Consider the following 19,770-nt stretch of genomic DNA (forward strand, 5'->3'; position numbering starts at 1 on the left):
GTGCCTCAGGACTCCTGGGTGAGGGAGACGAGCACGTCGTCCCCTTCGATCTTTACGGGGTATACGGGGACGGGGCGCGTCGCCGGCAGACTGTCGGGCTTGCCCGAGCGGAGGTCGAAGCGCGAGCCGTGCAGCCAGCACTCGATGTGGCAGTCGTCGACCTCGCCCTCGGCGAGGGAGACGTTCGCGTGCGAGCAGATGTCGTGGATCGCGAAGACCTCGCCCTCGGTGCGCACGACGGAGATCGGCGTGCCGTCGAGTTCCACCCGCTTGGGGGTGTCCTCCTCCAGCTCGCCCGCTCCACAGACGCGTACGAAGGTCATGCGACCGACGCCTCCAGCTCCTCTTCGATCTTCGCGAGCAGGCGCTCCTCGATGTCCGCGACGCCGATCTGCTGGACCAGCTCGGCGAAGAAACCGCGGACCACCAGGCGGCGGGCGTCGATCTCGGGGATGCCGCGCGCCATCAGGTAGAAGAGCTGCTCGTCGTCGAAGCGGCCGGTCGCGGAGGCGTGGCCGGCGCCGACGATCTCGCCGGTCTCGATCTCCAGGTTCGGCACCGAGTCGACCCGCGCGCCGTCCGTGAGGACGAGGTTGCGGTTCATCTCGTAGGTGTCGGTGCCCTCGGCCGCGGCCTCGATGAGCACGTCACCGATCCAGACCGCGTGCGCGTCGTCGCCCTGGAGCGCGCCCTTGTAGACGACGTTGGACTTGCAGTGCGGGACGTTGTGGTCGACCAGGAGGCGGTGCTCCTGGTGCTGGCCCTGGTCGGTGAAGTACAGGCCGAACAGCTCGGCCTCGCCGCCGGGACCGGCGTAGGCGACACGCGGGTGCAGCCGGACCAGGTCGCCGCCGAAGGTGACCACGAAGGACTTGAAGGTGGCGTCCCGGCCGATCAGCGCGTTGTGCTGGCCGACGTGCACGGCCTTGTCGTCCCAGTCCTGGACGGAGACGACGGTCAGCTTGGCGCCGTCGCCCAGGACGTAGTCGACGTTGGCGGCGAGCACCGCGTCACCGGTGTGGTCGATGACGACCACGGCCTCGGCGAAGGCGCCCAGCTCGACGACCTGGTGGGCGTAGGCGGTGCCGCCCTCGCCGTGCACGGCGATACGGATCGGCTCGGTGAGGACCGTCTCCTTGGGGACGGTGAGCACGCCGGCCTTCTCGAACGCCGAGTGGGCCTGGGCGGCGACCCGGTCCACGGGGGTGCCCGCCCTGCCGATGCGCGCGTCGTCGCGGCCGACGGTCTCGACGACGACGCCCTCGGGCGCGTCGATGTCGACCTTCACGCCGTCGCCGGTGGCGACCGCGGTGCCGTCGTGCAGCCCGCGCAGCCGCTCCAGCGGCGTGAACCGCCACTCCTCCTCGCGGCCGTGCGGGACCGGGAAGTCCGCCACGTCGAAGGACGCGGGCGCACTCATGCGCGTGGCGACGGTCGACTCGGCGGCCACCGCGATCTGGCCCGCGGTGGTGGACCCCACGGGGATGTTCTGAGCCTCAGCCATGGCTGTCGGTCTGCTCTCTTCCTACGTCAGAAATCTGGCGACTGCTTCGGGGGCGGGTCTTAACCGACCGCGCCTTCCATCTGCAGCTCGATCAGCCGGTTGAGCTCGAGCGCGTACTCCATCGGCAGCTCCTTGGCGATCGGCTCGACGAAGCCGCGCACGATCATCGCCATCGCCTCGAACTCGCTCAGACCGCGGCTCATCAGGTAGAAGAGCTGGTCCTCGGAGACCTTGGAGACGGTCGCCTCGTGGCCCATGGACACGTCGTCCTCACGGACGTCCACGTACGGGTACGTGTCGGAGCGGGAGATGGTGTCGACGAGCAGCGCGTCGCACAGCACGTTCGACTTGGAGCCGTGGGCGCCCTCGCCGATCTCGACGAGACCGCGGTAGGAGGTGCGGCCGCCGCCGCGCGCCACGGACTTCGAGACGATGTTGGAGGACGTGTTCGGCGCCATGTGGACCATCTTGGAGCCGGCGTCCTGGTGCTGCCCCTCACCCGCGAAGGCGATGGACAGGGTCTCGCCCTTGGCGTGCTCGCCCATCAGGTAGACGGCCGGGTACTTCATCGTCACCTTGGAGCCGATGTTGCCGTCGATCCACTCCATGGTCGCGCCCTCGTACGCCACGGCGCGCTTGGTGACCAGGTTGTAAACGTTGTTCGACCAGTTCTGGATGGTCGTGTAGCGGCAGCGGGCGTTCTTCTTGACGATGATCTCGACCACGGCGGAGTGCAGCGAGTCCGACTGGTAGATCGGCGCGGTGCAGCCCTCGACGTAGTGCACGTAGGCACCCTCGTCGACGATGATCAGGGTCCGCTCGAACTGGCCCATGTTCTCCGTGTTGATACGGAAGTAGGCCTGGAGCGGGATCTCGACGTGCACGCCCTTCGGCACGTAGATGAAGGAGCCGCCGGACCACACGGCGCTGTTCAGCGACGCGAACTTGTTGTCACCGACGGGGATGACGGTGCCGAAGTACTCCTTGAAGAGCTCCGGGTGCTCCTTCAGGGCGGTGTCGGTGTCGAGGAAGATGACGCCCTGCTCCTCCAGGTCCTCGCGGATCTGGTGGTAGACGACCTCCGACTCGTACTGCGCGGCGACACCGGCGACGAGGCGCTGCTTCTCCGCCTCGGGGATGCCGAGCTTGTCGTACGTGTTCTTGATGTCCTCGGGCAGGTCCTCCCAGGACGCCGCCTGCTTCTCCGTGGAGCGCACGAAGTACTTGATGTTGTCGAAGTCGATACCCGACAGGTCCGAGCCCCAGTTCGGCATGGGCTTCTTCTCGAAGAGGCGCAGGCCCTTGAGGCGGAGCTTGGTCATCCACTCCGGCTCGTTCTTCTTCGCGGAGATGTCGCGGACGACGTCCTCGTTGATGCCGCGCTTGGCAGAGGCGCCGGCCGTGTCGGAGTCGGCCCAGCCGTATTCGTACTTGCCCAGGCCCTCGAGCTCAGGGTGAGCAGTCTCCGTGGGGAGAGTCATGCGGGGTTCCTCCCGGCCGTGCTTGCAGATGCGTTAGCGGTGTTCGTGGGCGCTTGCGCCGCCGTGGGCGGCGCGTGCGAAGTCTTCGGAATGAACGTGGTGCAGACCCCGTCGCCGTGCGCGATGGTCGCGAGCCGCTGTACATGTGTACCGAGCAGCTCGGCGAAAAATTCCGTCTCCGCCTCGCACAGCTGCGGAAACTGCTCTGCGACGTGGGCGACCGGGCAGTGGTGCTGGCACAGCTGCTCGCCCTGCTGGGGGTGGGGTGCGCTCCGCGCGGTAGCAGCGTACCCGTCCGCGCTCAGGGCCTTGGCCAGCGCTTCCGTACGCTGCTCCGGCGGCACGGACTCGACCGCCTTGCGGTACGCGCCCGTCTGGCCGGCGATGCGGGCTCGGGCGAAGGCGGCGATGGCCTTCTCCCCGCCCTCCTGCTCGGCGATCCAGCGCAGGGCGTCCGCGGCCAGCTTGTCGTACGACTGGTCGAAGGCGTCCCGGCCGCAGTCGGTGAGCGCGAAGACCTTGGCCGGCCGTCCGCGCGTGCGCGTGCCGTAGACCCGCTGCTCGCGGGCTTCGACCACGTCGTCGGCGACCAGCGCGTCGAGGTGGCGCCGGACGGCTGCCTGGGTCAGCCCCAGACGCCCGGCGAGCTCGGCGACGGTCGACGGCCCGTGGTCCAGGATGGAGCGCGCGACGCGGTTGCGGGTGGACCGCTCACCGGTCGCGAGTTCCTCCTGCGGAGCCTCGCCAACGTTTTTCACAACGCCATTGTTGCGTAATTCCTCGGAGCCGGGCAAGCCGCGTCCGGATCATCGGACGGTGCCCTGCGTCACTTAGGTATACCTAATCTGACCTGCGGAAACGATCTTTGATCGATCAATCCGGTGGCGCCCGGGCCGCCGCTGCGGGACACTCCCCGGCATGCCCGCACCCCCTCCCACCGGCCCACTCGTCACCCGCGGCGCGATCGCCGCCGGACTGCGCGAGCTGGGTGTGCGCAGTGACGACACGCTCCTCGTGCACTCGTCCCTCAGCTCCCTCGGATGGGTCTGCGGAGGGCCCGTCGCGGTGGTCCAGGGGCTGCTCGACGCGCTCGGCCCGGACGGCACCCTGGTGGTCCCCACCCAGACCGGCGACCTCTCGGACCCGGCACTGTGGCGCAGCCCGCCGGTGCCGGAGGAGTGGTGGGAGACCGTCCGCGCGGCGATGCCCGCCTACGACCCGCTGATCACGCCCTCGCGCGGGGTCGGGGTGATCCCCGAGACCGTGCGCACCTGGCCGGGCGCCCTGCGCAGCGCGCACCCGCAGACGTCGTTCGCCGCCGTCGGCCCGCGCGCCGCCGAGGTGGTCGCCGGGCACGCGACGGACTGTCGGCTCGGTGAGCGCAGTCCCCTGGCGGCCCTGGAACGGATGGCCGCCCGGGTGCTGCTGCTCGGCGCCGGCTACGAGGCGTGCACCGGCTTCCACCTCGCCGAGTACCGGATTCCCTCCCCGCTGGTGGAGGTGGGGCGGCCGGGGCCGGTGGGGTGGGAGCGGGTGACCGAGGTGTCGATCACCTCCGAGCGGTTCGACGAACTGGGAGACGACTTCGAACGCGACCGGCCCGTCCTGCGCGGCCGGGTCGGCGCGGCGGTGACGCGGCTGTTCCCGCTGGCGGACGCGGTGGCTTACGCGGAACGGTGGCTGCCGGTCCACCGGCCGCGGGAGTGAGGGCGCCGGGCGCCGGTGCGGGGCACCGCCCCGGGCGGTGACTCGTACGAGGAACGCGCGCCGCGGGCCGGTGCTGCGGGCGGACTCCGCCCGCGAGCCCGTACGCCGTCACCGCCGCGCCCGCTCTCGCCCTCCCGCCCCCTCGCCCCCTCACCCCGAGGGGCGCGCTCCCCACGCCCGCGCCGCGCTCCGGACGGTCCCGCCTCCGCCGAGGAGGACCCCGCCACCACCCCTCCGGAGGAGATCCCGCACCCCCGCGCCCGGCCCCTCCCCCGCCTACCTAGACTCGTGACCCATGCGAAGCGAGCCCGTGGTCCAGGTCCAGGCCCTGGTGAAGCGGTACGGCACGAAGACCGCGGTGGACGGCCTCGACCTGGTGGCCCGGGCGGGTGTCACCGCCGTACTCGGCCCCAACGGAGCCGGCAAGACGACCACGGTCGAGACCTGCGAGGGGTACCGGAGGCCGGATTCCGGCACGGTGCGCGTCCTGGGCCTCGACCCGGTACGGCAGGGCGGCGAGCTGCGGCCCCGGATCGGCGTGATGCTCCAGTCCGGCGGCGTCTACTCCGGCGCCCGCGCGGACGAGATGCTGCGCCACGTCGCGAAGCTCCACGCCCACCCGCTGGACGTCGACGCCCTGATCGAGCGGCTGGGACTCGGCTCGTGCGGCCGGACCACGTACCGCAGGCTCTCCGGCGGCCAGCAGCAGCGGCTCGCCCTCGCGATGGCCGTGGTCGGGCGCCCCGAGCTGGTGTTCCTGGACGAGCCGACCGCCGGACTGGACCCGCAGGCCCGCCGCGCCACCTGGGACCTGGTGCGGGACCTGCGCACCGACGGCGTGTCCGTCATCCTCACCACCCACCACATGGACGAGGCCGAACAGCTCGCCGACGACGTCGCCGTCATCGACACCGGCCGGGTCATCGCCCAGGGCTCCCCCGAGGAACTGTGCCGAGGCGGCGCCGAGAACACCCTGCGCTTCACCGGCCGCCCCGGACTGGACGTCGCCTCGCTCCTCAAGGCGCTGCCCGCCGACTCCTCGGCCGCCGAGCTGACGCCGGGCACCTACCGCGTCAACGGCAAGGTCGACCCGCAGCTCCTCGCGACCGTGACGTCCTGGTGTGCCCAGCACGGGGTGATGCCGGACCGGATCTCGGTGGAGCGGCACACCCTGGAGGACGTCTTCCTGGAACTGACGGGCAAGGAACTGCGCTCATGACGACGACCACCGGCACCTACACGCCGAAGCCCGGCGCCGCGCCGCTCGGCCGCATGATCGCCGCGCAGGCCGCGCTCGAGACGAAGATGCTGCTGCGCAACGGCGAGCAGCTGCTGCTCACGGTGATCATCCCGACGCTGCTGCTGGTGCTCTTCAGCACCGTCGACATCGTCGACACCGGGGCGGGCGAGGCCGTCGACTTCCTGGCGCCCGGCATCCTGGCGCTCGCCGTGCTGTCGACGGCGTTCACCGGACAGGCCATCGCGACCGGCTTCGAGCGCCGGTACGGGGTGCTCAAGCGGCTGGCCGCCTCACCGCTGCCCCGCTGGGGCCTGATGACCGCGAAGACGGTGGCCGTGCTGGTCACCGAGGTGCTCCAGATCGTCCTGCTGACCGTGATCGCCTTCGCGCTGGGCTGGTCGCCGCAGGGCAACCCGTTCGCCGTGCTGCTGCTCCTGGTCCTCGGCACGGCCGCCTTCTCGGGGCTCGGGCTGCTCATGGCGGGCACGCTGAAGGCCGAGGCGACGCTGGCCGCCGCGAACCTCGTCTTCCTGCTGCTGCTCGTCGGCGGCGGGGTGATCGTGCCGCTGGACAAGTTCCCGGACGCGGCACAGAGCGTGCTGGGGCTGCTGCCGATCTCCGCCCTGTCGGACGGCCTGCGGGACGTCCTCCAGCACGGCGCCTCGATGCCCTGGGGCGACCTGGGCATCCTCGCCGCATGGGGCGTCGTCGGGATCGCGGCCGCCGGGAAGTTCTTCCGCTGGGAGTAGGGCCGCGATGCCTGGAACCGACCCTCGTGAAAGCGTGCACAAGCGGGCGCCTACGATGGACGGCGTGCCAAACGTGACCCGCGCCGACGCCGCAGCCGCCGTGCGCAACCCGCTCGCCTTCATCGCCGCACGCTGGACCCCGGACCCCCGGACGGTCCGGCGGGCGGCCCTCGTCGCACTCGTCATGTCGGTGGTCATCGTGGTCACCGGTGGAGCGGTGCGCCTGACCGGTTCGGGCCTCGGCTGCCCGACCTGGCCCAAGTGCACCGAGGACTCGCTGACCAACACCAGCGAGATGGGCGTCCACGGCGTCATCGAGTTCGGCAACCGCCTGCTGACCTACGTGCTGTGCGCGGCGGTCGGCTGGGCGATCATCGCCGCGCGGTCTCAGAAGCCGTTCCGGCGCAGCCTGACGCGGCTGGGCTGGGCGCAGTTCTGGATCGTGATGGGCAACGCGATCCTCGGCGGCATCGTGGTCCTCGTCGGCCTCAACCCGTATACGGTCGCCGCGCACTTCCTGCTCTCCACCGCGCTGATCGCGGTCGCCACCGTGATGTGGCGGCGCACCGGGGAGGGCGACGCGGCACCGCGCCCCCTGGTCGGCAAGGCGATCCAGCAGCTGGTGTGGGTACTGGTCGGGGTCTCCGTACTGCTGATCGCGGTCGGCACCGTGGTGACCGGCGCGGGCCCGCACGCGGGCGACTCCAGCGAGGTCGAGCGGATGCCGATCGACTGGGAGACGGTGAGCAAGGTGCACGCCGTGCTCGCGTGGGTCGTGGTGACGCTGACGTTCGCGCTGTGGTTCGTGCTGAAGGCGGTCGACGCGCCCAAGGGTCCGCTGGCCCGTACCCGGGACCTGTTCCTGGTGCTGCTCGCGCAGGGTGCGGTGGGTTACATCCAGTACTTCACCGACCTGCCCGAGGTCCTGGTCGGCCTGCACATGTTCGGCTCGTGCGTGATGTGGATCGCAACACTGCGGGTCCTGCTGGCGTTGCGCGAACGACCTCACGAGGGCATCGCTGACGTTCAGATCTCGACCGGCTCCGCGCGACTGACGTCCGCAGCCAGCTGACCAGAGCGTGCGCCGCACGGGGCGGGGAAGATCTCGCCCAAGGCGTGATCGGTTACGTGCAGTACGGAACATCCCCGCAGGCGGCGCACGCCCGGTGAATAACGAGCCGACCCCGCCTCAGTCACCCACCCCGTACACCCGCCCCGCGTTCCCCGCCGCGATCATCCCCGCCACCCGCTGCGCGTCCCCCAGGGACCACGCCCCCTCGGCCACCCAGGTGCCCAGCACCCGTCCCAGGGCCTCGCGGAACAGGCGGGCGGCGACCACGTGCAGCTCGGGCAGGCCCTGTGCCCCGCTGGAGAAAAGGATCTTGCCGAAGGGGGCCAGCTCCAGGATCTCCGCGAGGACCGTCGCCGCGCGGGCGCCGGTGCGCACCAGGGCGGCGCCCGAGTCGGCGTAGACGTGCGGGAAGACGCCGGCGAGGTGGGCGGCGTGGCGGTGGTACGGGTAGCCGTGCAGCAGGACCAGGTCGGTGCCGAGGCCGGCGGTGGCCCGCACGAAGTCGGTGAGCAGGACCGGGTCGGTACGGTCGATGCGCAGGCCGGGCTCACCGAGACCCGCGTGCAGCTGGAGCGGCAGTCCGGAGGCCACGGCGATCCAGAGCAGGTGCCGCAGCAGCACCGGGTCGCTCAGCTCGCCGCCGACCTCGCGTCCGGTCAGCCAGCGGGCGGCGGCACCGCGCACCTCCCCCGGCCCCGGTGGTTCGGGCGCCAGCGCCAGACCGTGCCGTACGCCCGCGACCGAGGTGAAGGCGACCGCGTGGGCGGCTGCGCCGTGGACGGCCTCGGCGAGGTTGGCGAGGAAGGACTCGACGGTGCCGGAGGTGTCGGCGACCTGCTCGGCCAGCAGCTCCAGGCGCACGATCTCGTGGGCGTCGGCCGCGGCTGCCGAGGCCATCTCGTCGGGGCCGGTGAGGTCGCCGGGCAGGCCCGCGTCGACCAGGTAGGTCGTGATGCCGCTGCCGCGCAGCAGCCGGCGGTCGGCCTCCAGGACGCCGAGTTCGCGGCGCCGGGCCAGGTAGCGGGCGGGCGGGCAGTGCGGTTCCAGGCCGAGCAGGGGCGGGCACCAGCGGCGTACCGCGAAGCCGGTCTGGGTGTCGAAGAGGGTGGTGCCCGGGGCGGGCGGGCCCTCGGTGCGGGCCAGCTGGGCCTCGAAGGTTCCGAGGCCCAGCTCCGTTCTCAGTACGCCGTGGCAGTACTGGTCCACCAGGGACGGCGTTTCGATCATCCGGACTCCCCGTGACGGGACCGTTCGCCGTACGGCTCGTACGCCGTGCGGCTTCCTACGGTCCTAACGGGTGAACCCGGTCTCAGGTGTTGCTCGGCCCGCCGACCTGGATGCCGGCCATGCGCGACCACTCGTAGGGGCCGGTCTCGACCTTGGCCGCGAACTCGCCGTCGAAGTCCTCGTGGACGGTGATCCCGGACTTCTCCACGGCCTTGAGCGCGGTCGCGTAGGAGCGTGCGACCACGTCCCCCCAGGCGCCGTCCTCGCCGACCAGCACGATCCGGGCGCCGCGCTCGCCGAGGTAGGCCACCTGGCCCTCGGCACCGCCGTGCGCCTTGGAGAAGGAGTCGATCCGCCGGACGAGGCGCGTGGTCTCGCGCTCCGTCCTCGCGTCAGCCTGCTGGGTGTCCGACTGCTGCGTGTCTGCCATGGACAGGATGCTACCGACGGGTAGATCGAACGGCGACGGGCGGGGTGCGTGGCCTTGGCCACGCACCCCGCCCGTCCGAAGTCGCTTCAGCGCAGGAAGGGGTCCACCGCGATCGCCAGGAAGAGCACCGACACGTAGGTGATCGACCAGTGGAAGAGCCGCATCTCCTTGAGCTTGCCGCCGGTGACCTCGGCCTTGGCGCGGTTCTGCAGGCCGTGCGCCTCCCACAGCCACATGCCGCCGGCCAGCAGGGCGACCGCCGTGTAGAACCAGCCGGTGTAGCCCAGCGGCTGCAGCAGCAGCGACACGGCGACCATCACCCAGCTGTAGATGACGATCTGCCGGGCGACGACCTTGTTGGAGGCGATGACCGGGAGCATCGGCACGCCGACGCGCGCGTAGTCCTCCTTGACCTTCATGGACAGCGGCCAGTAGTGCGGCGGCGTCCAGAAGAACATGACCCCGAAGAGGATGATCGGCGCCCAGGACATCGAGTTCGTCACGGAGGACCAGCCGATGAGCACCGGCAGGCAGCCCGCGATGCCGCCCCAGACGATGTTCTGCGAGGTGCGGCGCTTGAGGATCATCGTGTAGACGACGACGTAGAAGAGGAGCGCGCCGAGCGAGAGCCAGGCCGACAGCCAGTTCACGGTGAGGCCGAACAGCAGCGTCGAGACGATCGCCAGGGTGATGCCGAAAGCGAGGCATTCGCGCGGGCTGACCATGCCGGTCACCAGCGGCCGCTGCGAGGTCCGGTCCATCAGCGCGTCGATGTCGCGGTCGATGTACATGTTCAGCGCGTTGGCGCCGCCCGCGGACAGGTAGCCGCCGACGCAGGTCAGCAGCACCAGCTTCAGATCCGGAACACCCTGCTCGGCGAGGAACATCACCGGAACGGTGGTGATCAGCAGAAGCTCGATGATCCGCGGCTTGGTCAGCGCCACGAACGCCTTGACACGGGCCCCGAACGGCCGGTGACTCGGGCTCTGGCTCGTCCCGATTACCCCCGCAGGACGGGATTCAACGGCCGTCACGCACACCCCTGACAGAGACATCCCAGCAAGCCTGACCGTGTGAAGTGGCGGTAAAGGCTCGCGCGTACCACGCCACTTTAGACGTTGCCCATACCTCGGCCTTCGCGGGGGTGGGGTCGTGTTGAGAAGGGTGCTCCGACGTGCGTCGGGCGAGTCGATTGAGCGGTCAGATGAGCGCCTCCGTATTCACTTGCCGAATGCGGTTTCGCCCAGTCGACAGGCGGATCGTGAAGAGTCCCGGCAGTCTGGTTTCCAGCGGAAAAACGCACGTACTTACGGGGGTAGGCTCAGCAACGGCCGGCCGATCTCACGGACGCGCCGGCAGCCGGTGGGCGCCCACGTGCACCGGCATCCGACATGTGGAGAGGAGCCCTGACTCAGGGTGAGCACCAAGCCGACCACCACAGACCTCGAGTGGACCGAACTGGACCAGCGGGCCGTGGACACCGCCCGCGTCCTGGCCGCCGATGCCGTACAGAAGGTTGGCAACGGCCATCCGGGTACGGCGATGAGCCTGGCGCCCGCCGCCTACACCCTCTTCCAGAAGGTGATGCGGCACGACCCCGCCGACGCGAACTGGGTCGGGCGCGACCGTTTCGTGCTGTCCGCCGGCCACTCGTCCCTGACCCTCTACACCCAGCTGTACCTGGCCGGCTTCGGCCTGGAGCTGGACGACCTGAAGTCCTTCAGGACGTGGGGCTCCAAGACCCCCGGCCACCCGGAGTACGGCCACACCACCGGCGTGGAGACCACGACCGGTCCGCTGGGCCAGGGTGTCGCCAACGCGGTGGGCATGGCGATGGCCGCCCGCTACGAGCGCGGTCTGTTCGACCCGGAGGCCGCCGAGGGCGAGTCGCCGTTCGACCACTTCGTCTACTGCATCGCCGGTGACGGCTGCCTCCAGGAGGGCATCTCCGCCGAGGCGTCCTCGATGGCGGGCCACCAGAAGCTGGGCAACCTGGTCCTGCTGTGGGACGACAACCACATCTCGATCGAGGGCGACACCGAGACCGCCGTCTCCGAGGACACCTGCAAGCGGTACGAGGCCTACGGCTGGCACGTGCAGCGCGTCGCCCCGAAGCCGGACGGCGACCTGGACCCGAACGCGATCTACGACGCGATCGAGGCGGCGAAGAAGGTCACCGACCGCCCCTCCTTCATCGCGATGCGCTCGATCATCGCCTGGCCCGCCCCACACGCGCAGAACACCGAGGCCGCCCACGGCTCGGCGCTCGGCGACGACGAGGTCGCGGCGACCAAGCGGGTCATGGGCTTCGACCCGGAGCAGAGCTTCGAGGTCTCCGACGAGGTCATCGGGCACACCCGCAAGGCGCTGGAGAAGGGCCAGGCCGCCCGCGCGGTGTGGGAGAAGGCGTACCAGCAGTGGCGGGACAACAACCGCGAGCGCGCCGCCGAGTACGACCGCGTCGCCAAGGGTGACCTCCCCAAGGGCTGGGAGGAGAAGATCCCGGTCTTCGAGACCGGCAAGGGCGTCGCCACGCGTGCCGCGTCCGGCAAGGTGCTCCAGGCGCTCGGCGCGGTGATCCCGGAGCTGTGGGGCGGCTCGGCCGACCTGGCCGGCTCGAACAACACGACGATCGACAAGACGTCGTCCTTCCTCCCGGCGGACAACCCGCTGCCGGAGGCGGACCCGTACGGCCGCACCATCCACTTCGGCATCCGCGAGCACGCGATGGCCGCGGAGATGAACGGCATCGCGCTGCACGGGAACACTCGTATCTACGGCGGAACGTTCCTGGTCTTCTCCGACTACATGCGCAACGCCGTCCGCCTGTCGGCGCTGATGCACCTGCCGGTGACGTACGTGTGGACGCACGACTCCATCGGCCTCGGCGAGGACGGCCCGACCCACCAGCCGGTCGAGCACCTCGCCTCGCTGCGCGCCATCCCGGGCCTGAACGTGGTCCGTCCGGCCGACGCCAACGAGACGGCGATCGCCTGGCGCGAGATCCTGCGCCGCTGGACGAAGGAGTTCGGCAAGGGCCAGCCGCACGGTCTGGCGCTGACCCGCCAGGGCGTGCCGACGTACGAGCCGAACGAGGACGCGGCCAAGGGCGGCTACGTCCTGTTCGAGGCCGAGGGCGGCGAGCCGCAGGTGGTGCTGATCGCCACCGGTTCCGAGGTGCACGTGGCCGTCGAGGCCCGTGAGGCGCTCCAGGCCGACGGTGTGCCGACGCGTGTCGTGTCGATGCCGTCCGTCGAGTGGTTCGAGCAGCAGGACCAGGGGTACCGGGACAGCGTCCTGCCCCCGTCCGTGAGGGCTCGTGTCGCGGTCGAGGCCGGGATCGGTCTGACCTGGCACAAGTACGTGGGGGACGCCGGCCGCATCGTTTCCCTGGAGCACTTCGGTGCTTCGGCCGACGGCAAGGTGCTCTTCCAGGAGTTCGGCTTCACTGCCGAGAACGTGGCCTCCGCTGCCCGGGAATCGCTGACCGCAGCCCAGCGCTGACGCTCACACACGACACGTAGGAGATGCATTTTCCATGACAGACGCACTCAAGCGCCTCTCCGATGAAGGCGTCGCGATCTGGCTGGACGACCTGTCGCGCAAGCGGATCACGTCCGGCAACCTCGCCGAGCTGATCGACCAGCAGCACGTCGTGGGCGTCACCACCAACCCGTCGATCTTCCAGAAGGCGATCTCGCAGGGCGACGGCTACGACCAGCAGCTCTCGGACCTCGCCGTCCGCCGGGTGTCGGTCGAAGAGGCCATCCGGATGATCACCACGGCGGACGTCCGCGACGCCGCCGACATCCTGCGCTCGGTGTACGACAACACCGGCGGCAAGGACGGCCGGGTCTCCATCGAGGTCGACCCGCGCCTGGCCCACAACACCCACGCGACGGTCGCCGAGGCCAAGCAGCTGGCCTGGCTGGTGGACCGGCCCAACACCTTCATCAAGATCCCGGCCACCGAGGCGGGCCTCCCGGCCATCGCCGAGACCATCGGCCTGGGCATCAGCGTCAACGTCACGCTGATCTTCTCGCTGGAGCGCTACCGCAAGGTCATGGACGCCTTCCTGACCGGCCTGGAGAAGGCCAAGGAGCGCGGCCTGGACCTCTCCCAGATCCACTCGGTGGCGTCCTTCTTCGTGTCCCGCGTGGACACGGAGATCGACAAGCGGATCGACGCGCTCGGCACCGACGAGGCCAAGGCGCTGCGCGGCAAGGCCGCCGTCGCCAACGCCCGCCTCGCCTACCAGGCGTACGAGGAGGTCTTCGCCTCCGACCGCTGGGCCGCCCTGGAGAAGGCCGGCGCCAACAAGCAGCGCCCGCTGTGGGCGTCGACCGGCGTCAAGGACAAGGCGTACAGCGACACCATGTACGTCACCGACCTGGTCGCGCCCAACACGGTGAACACGATGCCGGAGGCGACGCTGTTCGCCACCGAGGACCACGGCGAGATCAAGGGTGACGCCGTCGCCGGCACCTACGAGCAGGCCCGCGCGGACCTCGACGCGGTCGAGAAGCTGGGGATCTCCTACGACGAGGTGGTCCAGCTCCTGGAGAAGGAGGGCGTCGACAAGTTCGAGGACTCCTGGAACGACCTGCTCAAGTCGACGGAGGCAGAGCTCAAGCGCCTCGCTCCCTCGGAGGGCTAAAAATTGTCAAGCAGCAACCCGCTGCGTGACCCCGCAGACCGACGGCTCCCGCGTATCGCGGGGCCGTCGGGTCTGGTCATTTTCGGCGTCACCGGTGACCTCTCCCGCAAGAAGCTCATGCCCGCCGTGTACGACCTCGCCAACCGGGGTCTGCTGCCGCCGGGCTTCTCGCTCGTCGGGTTCGCGCGCCGCGACTGGGAGCACGAGGACTTCGCCCAGGTCGTGCACGACGCCGTCAAGGAGCACTCCCGCACACCGTTCCGTGAGGAGGTCTGGCAGCAGCTCATCCAGGGGATGCGTTTCGTCCAGGGCACCTTCGACGACGACGACGCCTTCGAGCGGCTGCGCGCCACCATCGACGACCTGGACAAGGCGCAGGGCACGGGCGGCAACTTCGCCTTCTACCTGTCGGTGCCGCCGAAGTCCTTCCCGGTCGTCATCCAGCAGCTGAAGAAGCACCAGCTGGCCGACCAGTCGAACGGCTCCTGGCGCCGCGCGGTGATCGAGAAGCCCTTCGGCCACGACCTGAGGTCGGCCGAGGAGCTCAACGCGATCGTCCACGAGGTCTTCGCCCCGGACCAGGTCTTCCGCATCGACCACTACCTGGGCAAGGAGACCGTCCAGAACATCCTGGCGCTGCGCTTCGCCAACACGATGTTCGAGCCGATCTGGAACCGGTCCTACGTGGACCACGTGCAGATCACGATGGCCGAGGACATCGGCATCGGCGGCCGGGCCGGCTACTACGACGGCATCGGCGCCGCCCGCGACGTCATCCAGAACCACCTGCTCCAGCTCCTCGCGCTGACCGCGATGGAGGAGCCCGCCTCCTTCGACGCGGACGCGCTGGCCGCCGAGAAGACCAAGGTGCTCGGCGCGGTCCGGCTCCCGAAGGACCTGGGCCGGGACACCGTCCACGCCCAGTACGCGGCGGGCTGGCAGGGCGGCGCGAAGGTCATCGGCTACCTCGACGAGGACGGCATCGACGCCAAGTCGAAGACCGACACCTACGCCGCGATCAAGGTCGGCATCGACAACCGCCGCTGGGCGGGCGTCCCCTTCTACCTGCGCACCGGCAAACGCCTGGGCCGCCGCGTCACGGAGATCGCGGTCGTGTTCCAGCGGGCGCCGCACTCCCCCTTCGACACGACGGCCACCGAGGAGCTGGGCTCGAACGCGATCGTCATCCGCGTCCAGCCCGACGAGGGCGTCACCGTCCGCTTCGGCTCCAAGGTGCCGGGCACGTCGATGGAGATCCGGGACGTATCGATGGACTTCGCGTACGGCGAGTCCTTCACGGAGTCCAGCCCGGAGGCGTACGAGCGCCTGATCCTGGACGTCCTCCTGGGCGACGCCAACCTCTTCCCGCGCACGGAGGAGGTCGAGCTGTCCTGGAAGATCCTCGACCCGATCGAGGAGTACTGGGACGAGCACTGCGTGCCTGCCCGGTACCCGGCCGGCACCTGGGGACCCGTCGAGGCGGACGAAATGCTCGAACGAGACGGACGGAGCTGGCGCCGCCCATGAAGACAGACCTCACGGACACCACGGCCAGCAAGATCAACAAGGCGCTGGTGCTGGGCCGCCGGGCGATCGGCACCCCGGCCATCGGCATGGTGCTCACGCTGGTCATCGTCACCGACGAGGAGAACGCCTACGACGCGCTGAGGGCCGCGAGCGACGCCGCGCACGAGCACCCCTCGCGCACGCTGGTCGTCATCAAGCGCGTCTCCCGCTCCCCCCGGGACCGTACGAAGTCCCGCCTGGACGCCGAGGTCCGCCTCGGCGCCGACGCCGGGACCGGCGAGACGATCGTGCTGCGGCTGTACGGGGACGTGGTCGACCACGCCCAGTCGGTCGTCCTGCCGCTGCTCCTGCCGGACGCGCCGGTCGTGGTCTGGTGGCCGGTGAACGCGCCGCTGGACCCGGCCGGCGACCCGCTGGGCGCCCTGGCGCAGCGCCGGGTCACCGACACCTACGCCTGCGAGGAGCCGGTACGGGAGTTGGCAGCCCGCGCGGAGGCCTACGCGCCGGGCGACACCGACCTGTCCTGGACCCGCATCACGCCGTGGCGCTCAATGCTGGCGGCGGCCCTGGACCAGGTCGACTGCGAGGTGCAGTCGGTCGAGGTGGAGGGCGAGGAGTACAACCCGAGCTGCGAGCTGCTGGCGATGTGGCTGGCGGACCGACTGGACGTCCCGGTGCGGCGCACCGCGTCCGACGGCCCCGGCCTGACCGCCGTCCGCATGGACACCGACTGCGGTCCGGTCGTCCTGGACCGGGCCGACGGTTCGCTGGCGACGCTGTCCATCAAGGGCCAGCCGGCGCGGGCGGTGGCGCTGAAGCGGCGTGAGACGGCCGAGCTGATCGCGGAGGAGCTGCGGCGCCTCGACCCGGACGACACGTACGCGTCGGCGCTGCGGTACGGGGTGAACCGGCTGAACGCGGCGGGCGACCCGGCCGACGGGGAGAAGGGTGACGAGGCCTCTGCGGTCGCCGTCCCCGCTCCCGTCGAGACGGCCGCGAAAGCTCCCGCGAAGAAGGCGGCGCGGGAGAAGGCACCGGTGAAGAAGGCGGCGGCGAAGTGAGTACTCCCCAGCTGGTCGTGCACCGCGACAAGGAGCTGATGGCCGAGGCCGCGGCGGCACGGCTGATCACGAAGATCGTGGACGCGCAGGCCTCCCGGGGTTCGGCGTCCGTGGTCCTCACCGGCGGCCGCAACGGCAACGGCCTGCTGACCGCGATCGCGGGCTCCCCGGCCCGGGACGCCGTCGACTGGTCCCGTCTCGACCTGTGGTGGGGCGACGAGCGCTTCCTTCCGGAGGGCGACCCGGAGCGCAATGTCACCCAGGCGCGGGAGGCCTTGCTGGACTCGGTGCCGCTGGACCCCAAGCGGGTGCACGCGATGCCGGCGTCCGACGGCCCGCACGGCGAGGACGCGGAGGCGGCGGCCGCCGCGTACGCACGGGAACTGGCCGAGGCGTCGGTCCCCGAGAACCACGGGGCGGTCCCGTCCTTCGACGTCTTGCTGCTGGGCGTCGGCCCGGACACGCACGTGGCGTCGCTCTTCCCGGAACACCCGGGCGTACGGGAGACCGACCGCACGGTCATCGGCGTCCACGGCTCCCCGAAGCCGCCGCCCACCCGCGTCTCCCTCACCCTGCCCGCCATCCGCACGGCCCGCGAGGTGTGGCTGCTGGCGGCGGGCGAGGACAAGGCGAACGCGGTGGCGATGGCCCTCTCGGGAGCGGGCGAGATCCAGGCCCCGGCGGCCGGGGCGCGGGGGCGCGCCCGCACCCTGTGGCTCCTGGACACGGCGGCGGCATCACAACTGCCGAGATCCCTCTATCCACCGGCGTCGGCCTGATCCAGCCCGTCCGGCGTTTGAGGACGAGGCCGTTCAGGCCGAAAGCGGGAGTCTGGGGGCGCAGCCCCCGGGACGGGAACGGGAAGGGGCGGCGGGGGCGAAAACCCTCCCCGCTGCCCCCACCCCCCGCCGTCACTTAACGGACCCCGCCATAACCCCCTGCACAAAATGCCGCTGGAACGCGAAGAACACCACCACCGGCACCATCAGCGACAGGAACGCCCCCGGCGCCAGCACATCGATGTTGCTGCCGAACTGCCGGATCTGCGACTGGAGTTCCACCGTCAGCGGCTGCGACGAGCTGTCCGCGAACAGCAGCGCGACCAGCATGTCGTTCCACACCCACAGGAACTGGAAGATCGCGAGGCTGGCGATGGCCGGCTTGCCGACCGGTAGCACCAGCCGCGTGAAGATCCGCCACTCGTTGCCGCCGTCCATGCGCGCGGCCTCCAGCATCTCCTTGGGCATCTCGGCGAAGTAGTTCCGCAGCAGGAAGACCGCGAACGGCAGCCCGTACGCGACGTGGAACAGGACCACGCCCGGGATGGTCCCGAACAGGCCCAGCTGGCCGAAGAGCTTGGCGACCGGCAGCAGCCCGATCTGTACGGGCACCACCAGCAGCGCCACGACGACCAGGAAGACCGCCTCGCGCCCCGGGAAGTCCAGCCAGGCGAAGGCGTACCCGGCGAGCGCTCCGACGACCACGACGAGCACGGTCGTCGGCACGGAGATCAGCACCGTGTTCCAGAAGGCCTGGGTGATGCCCGAGTTGCCGAGCAGCGCGGAGTAGTTGTCGAGGGAGAGCTGGCCGGGGCTGGCCAGGGCGGTCCACCAACCGCCCTTCGCCGTGTCCTCGGAGGACCGCAGCGAGGAGATGAACAGCCCGGCCAGCGGCGTCATCCACACCAGCCCGATGAGCACGAGGAAGGCCTGGACGATCCCGTTGCCCAGATACCGCCGGACGGCGTTCATCGCTGACTCCTCTTGAAGCGGCGGACGTTGAAGACCATGGCCGGCACGACGAGCAGCAGGAGCAGTACGCCGAGCGCGCTGCCGAGCCCCTGGTTGTTGCCGCCGCCGAACGACACCAGCCACATCTGCGTCGCGAGCACCGTCGCGTCCTCCTGCACGGGGCCGGGCGCGATGATGTAGACGAGGTCGAAGACCTTCATCACGTTGATCACGAGGGTGATGAAGACGACCGTGAGCACCGGGGCCAGCAGCGGCACGGTGATCCGCCGGAAGATCTGCCACTCGTTGGCGCCGTCCATCCGCGCCGCCTCCAGCGCGTCCCGCGGCAGCGAGGACAGCCCGGCGCCGATCAGCACCATCGCGAACCCGGTCCAGATCCACAGGTACGCCCCGATGATCGCGGGAGTGACGAGGGCGGGCCCGAGCCAGGAGACGCCTTCGTAGGGCGGGGCGAAGTTCGAGGCGGGAAGCTTCACGGTGTAGGAGTCCTCGTCCAGCCCCTCGAAGCGGAAGGAGCCGTCGTCCCCGGTGGTCGTGGTCGCGACCGTACGGCCGTCGCGCACGGCCTCGACCGTCATCTCGGGCAGCCCGCTCTCCCGCCGGTCCACCCGGCCCTGCTCCCCTCCCCCGCCGGGCGTGAAGTCCAGGTAGACGACACCGCTCACCTCGTCGGCGGCGGCGTCCTGTCCCGCCGCCCCGTACGCGGTCTTCGCGCCGGACGGCAGGTCATCGGGCGCCACGCCGACCAGGCCGAGGGCCACCGTGTCACCCGGGGACACGCCCACGCTCGTCCGGTACGAGCCGTCCGCCGCCCTGACCAGGCCGCCACCGCCCTGCCCCTCCCGTGCCCGGGCGCCCGGGTAGCCCGACGTACCGGCGAAGGCGTCGTGCACGCCGGTCACGGCGGCGTTGAGGACGCCCTTGTCCGGGTCGTGGTCGTAGGCGAGCCGGAAGATGATGCCGGCGGCGAGGAAGGAGACCGCCATCGGCATGAAGAGGAGCAGCTTGAAGGCGGTGGCCCAGCGGACCTTCTCCACCAGGACGGCGAGGATCAGGCCGAGGCCGGTCAGCAGGGTGGGCGCGACGACGACCCAGATCGCCGTGTTGCGGATGGCCTTGAGGGTGGCCGGGTCGCGGAACATCTCGGTGTAGTTGTCGCCGCCCACGAAGCGGGTCCCGGAGGCGTCGAAGAAGCTGCGGCCGACGGAGAACAGCACGGGGTAGACGACGAGGGCGCCCAGCAGCAGCAGTGCGGGCAGCACGAAGAGCAGGGCGACGGCCGCCCGGCGCCGCCGGGGGCGCCGTACGGGCGCCGGACCGGGGGCAGCGGGCGGGCTCGCCTTTTTCACCAAGGTGGAGGTCAT

At 70.6% G+C, this 19,770-nt stretch carries 18 protein-coding genes; 9 read left to right on the plus strand and 9 right to left on the minus strand.

Going from position 1 to position 19,770, the window contains the following annotated elements; genetic code table 11:
* Window positions 1-5: 5 nt before the first annotated feature.
* From KUM03_RS33000 to KUM03_RS33015, 4 genes are read right to left on the minus strand one after another with little or no spacing between them, the layout of a single operon-like run.
* Window positions 6-323, minus strand: a complete 318-nt coding sequence (locus KUM03_RS33000; protein ID WP_073721582.1) for a non-heme iron oxygenase ferredoxin subunit — start codon at window positions 321-323, stop codon at window positions 6-8.
* On the minus strand, window positions 320-1,504 hold the full coding sequence (gene sufD / locus KUM03_RS33005) for a Fe-S cluster assembly protein SufD (RefSeq protein WP_217254252.1): 1,185 nt from the start codon (window positions 1,502-1,504) through the stop codon (window positions 320-322). The genes KUM03_RS33000 and sufD overlap by 4 nt, the downstream gene beginning before the upstream one ends.
* A gap of 59 nt (window positions 1,505-1,563) precedes the next feature.
* A complete protein-coding gene (gene sufB / locus KUM03_RS33010) occupies window positions 1,564-2,985 on the minus strand; it encodes a Fe-S cluster assembly protein SufB (RefSeq protein ID WP_007448284.1) in 1,422 nt (473 codons plus the stop codon).
* Window positions 2,982-3,743: a metalloregulator ArsR/SmtB family transcription factor gene (locus KUM03_RS33015; RefSeq protein WP_217254253.1), complete on the minus strand. Its 762-nt coding sequence runs from the start codon at window positions 3,741-3,743 to the stop codon at window positions 2,982-2,984. Before KUM03_RS33015 ends, sufB begins: the two co-directional genes overlap by 4 nt.
* Window positions 3,744-3,903: 160 nt before the next feature.
* Here KUM03_RS33015 and KUM03_RS33020 point away from each other — a divergent pair, with 160 nt between their 5' ends.
* From KUM03_RS33020 to KUM03_RS33035, 4 genes are all read left to right on the plus strand, one after another.
* Window positions 3,904-4,692: an aminoglycoside N(3)-acetyltransferase gene (locus KUM03_RS33020; RefSeq protein WP_217254254.1), complete on the plus strand. Its 789-nt coding sequence runs from the start codon at window positions 3,904-3,906 to the stop codon at window positions 4,690-4,692.
* Window positions 4,693-4,987: 295 nt separating this feature from the next.
* Entirely contained in the window at window positions 4,988-5,911 is a 924-nt protein-coding gene (locus tag KUM03_RS33025) for an ABC transporter ATP-binding protein (protein ID WP_217254255.1), read from the plus strand.
* Window positions 5,908-6,681, plus strand: coding sequence for an ABC transporter permease (locus KUM03_RS33030; RefSeq protein WP_217254256.1), 774 nt, complete (start codon window positions 5,908-5,910; stop codon window positions 6,679-6,681). Before KUM03_RS33025 ends, KUM03_RS33030 begins: the two co-directional genes overlap by 4 nt.
* Window positions 6,682-6,736: 55 nt before the next feature.
* Entirely contained in the window at window positions 6,737-7,753 is a 1,017-nt protein-coding gene (locus tag KUM03_RS33035; RefSeq protein ID WP_254400232.1) for a heme A synthase, read from the plus strand.
* A 117-nt stretch (window positions 7,754-7,870) separates the two neighbouring features.
* Here KUM03_RS33035 and KUM03_RS33040 read toward each other — a convergent pair whose 3' ends face one another.
* The 3 genes from KUM03_RS33040 to KUM03_RS33050 form a co-directional block, all read right to left on the minus strand.
* Window positions 7,871-8,980, minus strand: coding sequence for an amidohydrolase family protein (locus tag KUM03_RS33040; RefSeq protein ID WP_217254258.1), 1,110 nt, complete (start codon window positions 8,978-8,980; stop codon window positions 7,871-7,873).
* 82 nt (window positions 8,981-9,062) lie between these two features.
* A complete protein-coding gene (locus tag KUM03_RS33045; RefSeq protein WP_217254259.1) occupies window positions 9,063-9,410 on the minus strand; it encodes a hypothetical protein in 348 nt (115 codons plus the stop codon).
* Window positions 9,411-9,496: 86 nt separating this feature from the next.
* Entirely contained in the window at window positions 9,497-10,450 is a 954-nt protein-coding gene (locus KUM03_RS33050) for a heme o synthase (protein ID WP_217254290.1), read from the minus strand.
* A 376-nt stretch (window positions 10,451-10,826) separates the two neighbouring features.
* On the opposite strand from KUM03_RS33050, the gene tkt reads away from it, so the two are divergent.
* From tkt to pgl, 5 genes are read left to right on the plus strand one after another with little or no spacing between them, the layout of a single operon-like run.
* Window positions 10,827-12,914, plus strand: coding sequence for a transketolase (tkt, locus tag KUM03_RS33055; RefSeq protein ID WP_217254260.1), 2,088 nt, complete (start codon window positions 10,827-10,829; stop codon window positions 12,912-12,914).
* A 34-nt stretch (window positions 12,915-12,948) separates the two neighbouring features.
* On the plus strand, window positions 12,949-14,067 hold the full coding sequence (gene tal, locus KUM03_RS33060; protein WP_217254261.1) for a transaldolase: 1,119 nt from the start codon (window positions 12,949-12,951) through the stop codon (window positions 14,065-14,067).
* Between the two features lie 3 nt (window positions 14,068-14,070).
* On the plus strand, window positions 14,071-15,594 hold the full coding sequence (gene zwf, locus KUM03_RS33065) for a glucose-6-phosphate dehydrogenase (protein WP_217254262.1): 1,524 nt from the start codon (window positions 14,071-14,073) through the stop codon (window positions 15,592-15,594).
* Complete coding sequence (gene opcA, locus KUM03_RS33070) at window positions 15,591-16,655, plus strand: glucose-6-phosphate dehydrogenase assembly protein OpcA (protein ID WP_217254263.1); 1,065 nt, start codon at window positions 15,591-15,593, stop codon at window positions 16,653-16,655. The genes zwf and opcA overlap by 4 nt, the downstream gene beginning before the upstream one ends.
* Entirely contained in the window at window positions 16,652-17,434 is a 783-nt protein-coding gene (gene pgl, locus KUM03_RS33075) for a 6-phosphogluconolactonase (protein ID WP_217254264.1), read from the plus strand. Before opcA ends, pgl begins: the two co-directional genes overlap by 4 nt.
* Before the next feature lie 132 nt (window positions 17,435-17,566).
* Here pgl and KUM03_RS33080 read toward each other — a convergent pair whose 3' ends face one another.
* Together KUM03_RS33080 and KUM03_RS33085 are read right to left on the minus strand one after the other, a co-directional pair.
* Entirely contained in the window at window positions 17,567-18,406 is an 840-nt protein-coding gene (locus KUM03_RS33080) for a carbohydrate ABC transporter permease (RefSeq protein WP_217254265.1), read from the minus strand.
* Window positions 18,403-19,770 carry an ABC transporter permease subunit gene (locus KUM03_RS33085; protein WP_217254266.1) on the minus strand — a complete coding sequence of 456 codons (1,368 nt, stop codon included), beginning with the start codon at window positions 19,768-19,770 and terminating at the stop codon, window positions 18,403-18,405. Before KUM03_RS33085 ends, KUM03_RS33080 begins: the two co-directional genes overlap by 4 nt.

This window comes from Streptomyces sp. AC602_WCS936, assembly GCF_019049125.1.
Classification (GTDB): Bacteria; Actinomycetota; Actinomycetes; order Streptomycetales; family Streptomycetaceae; genus Streptomyces.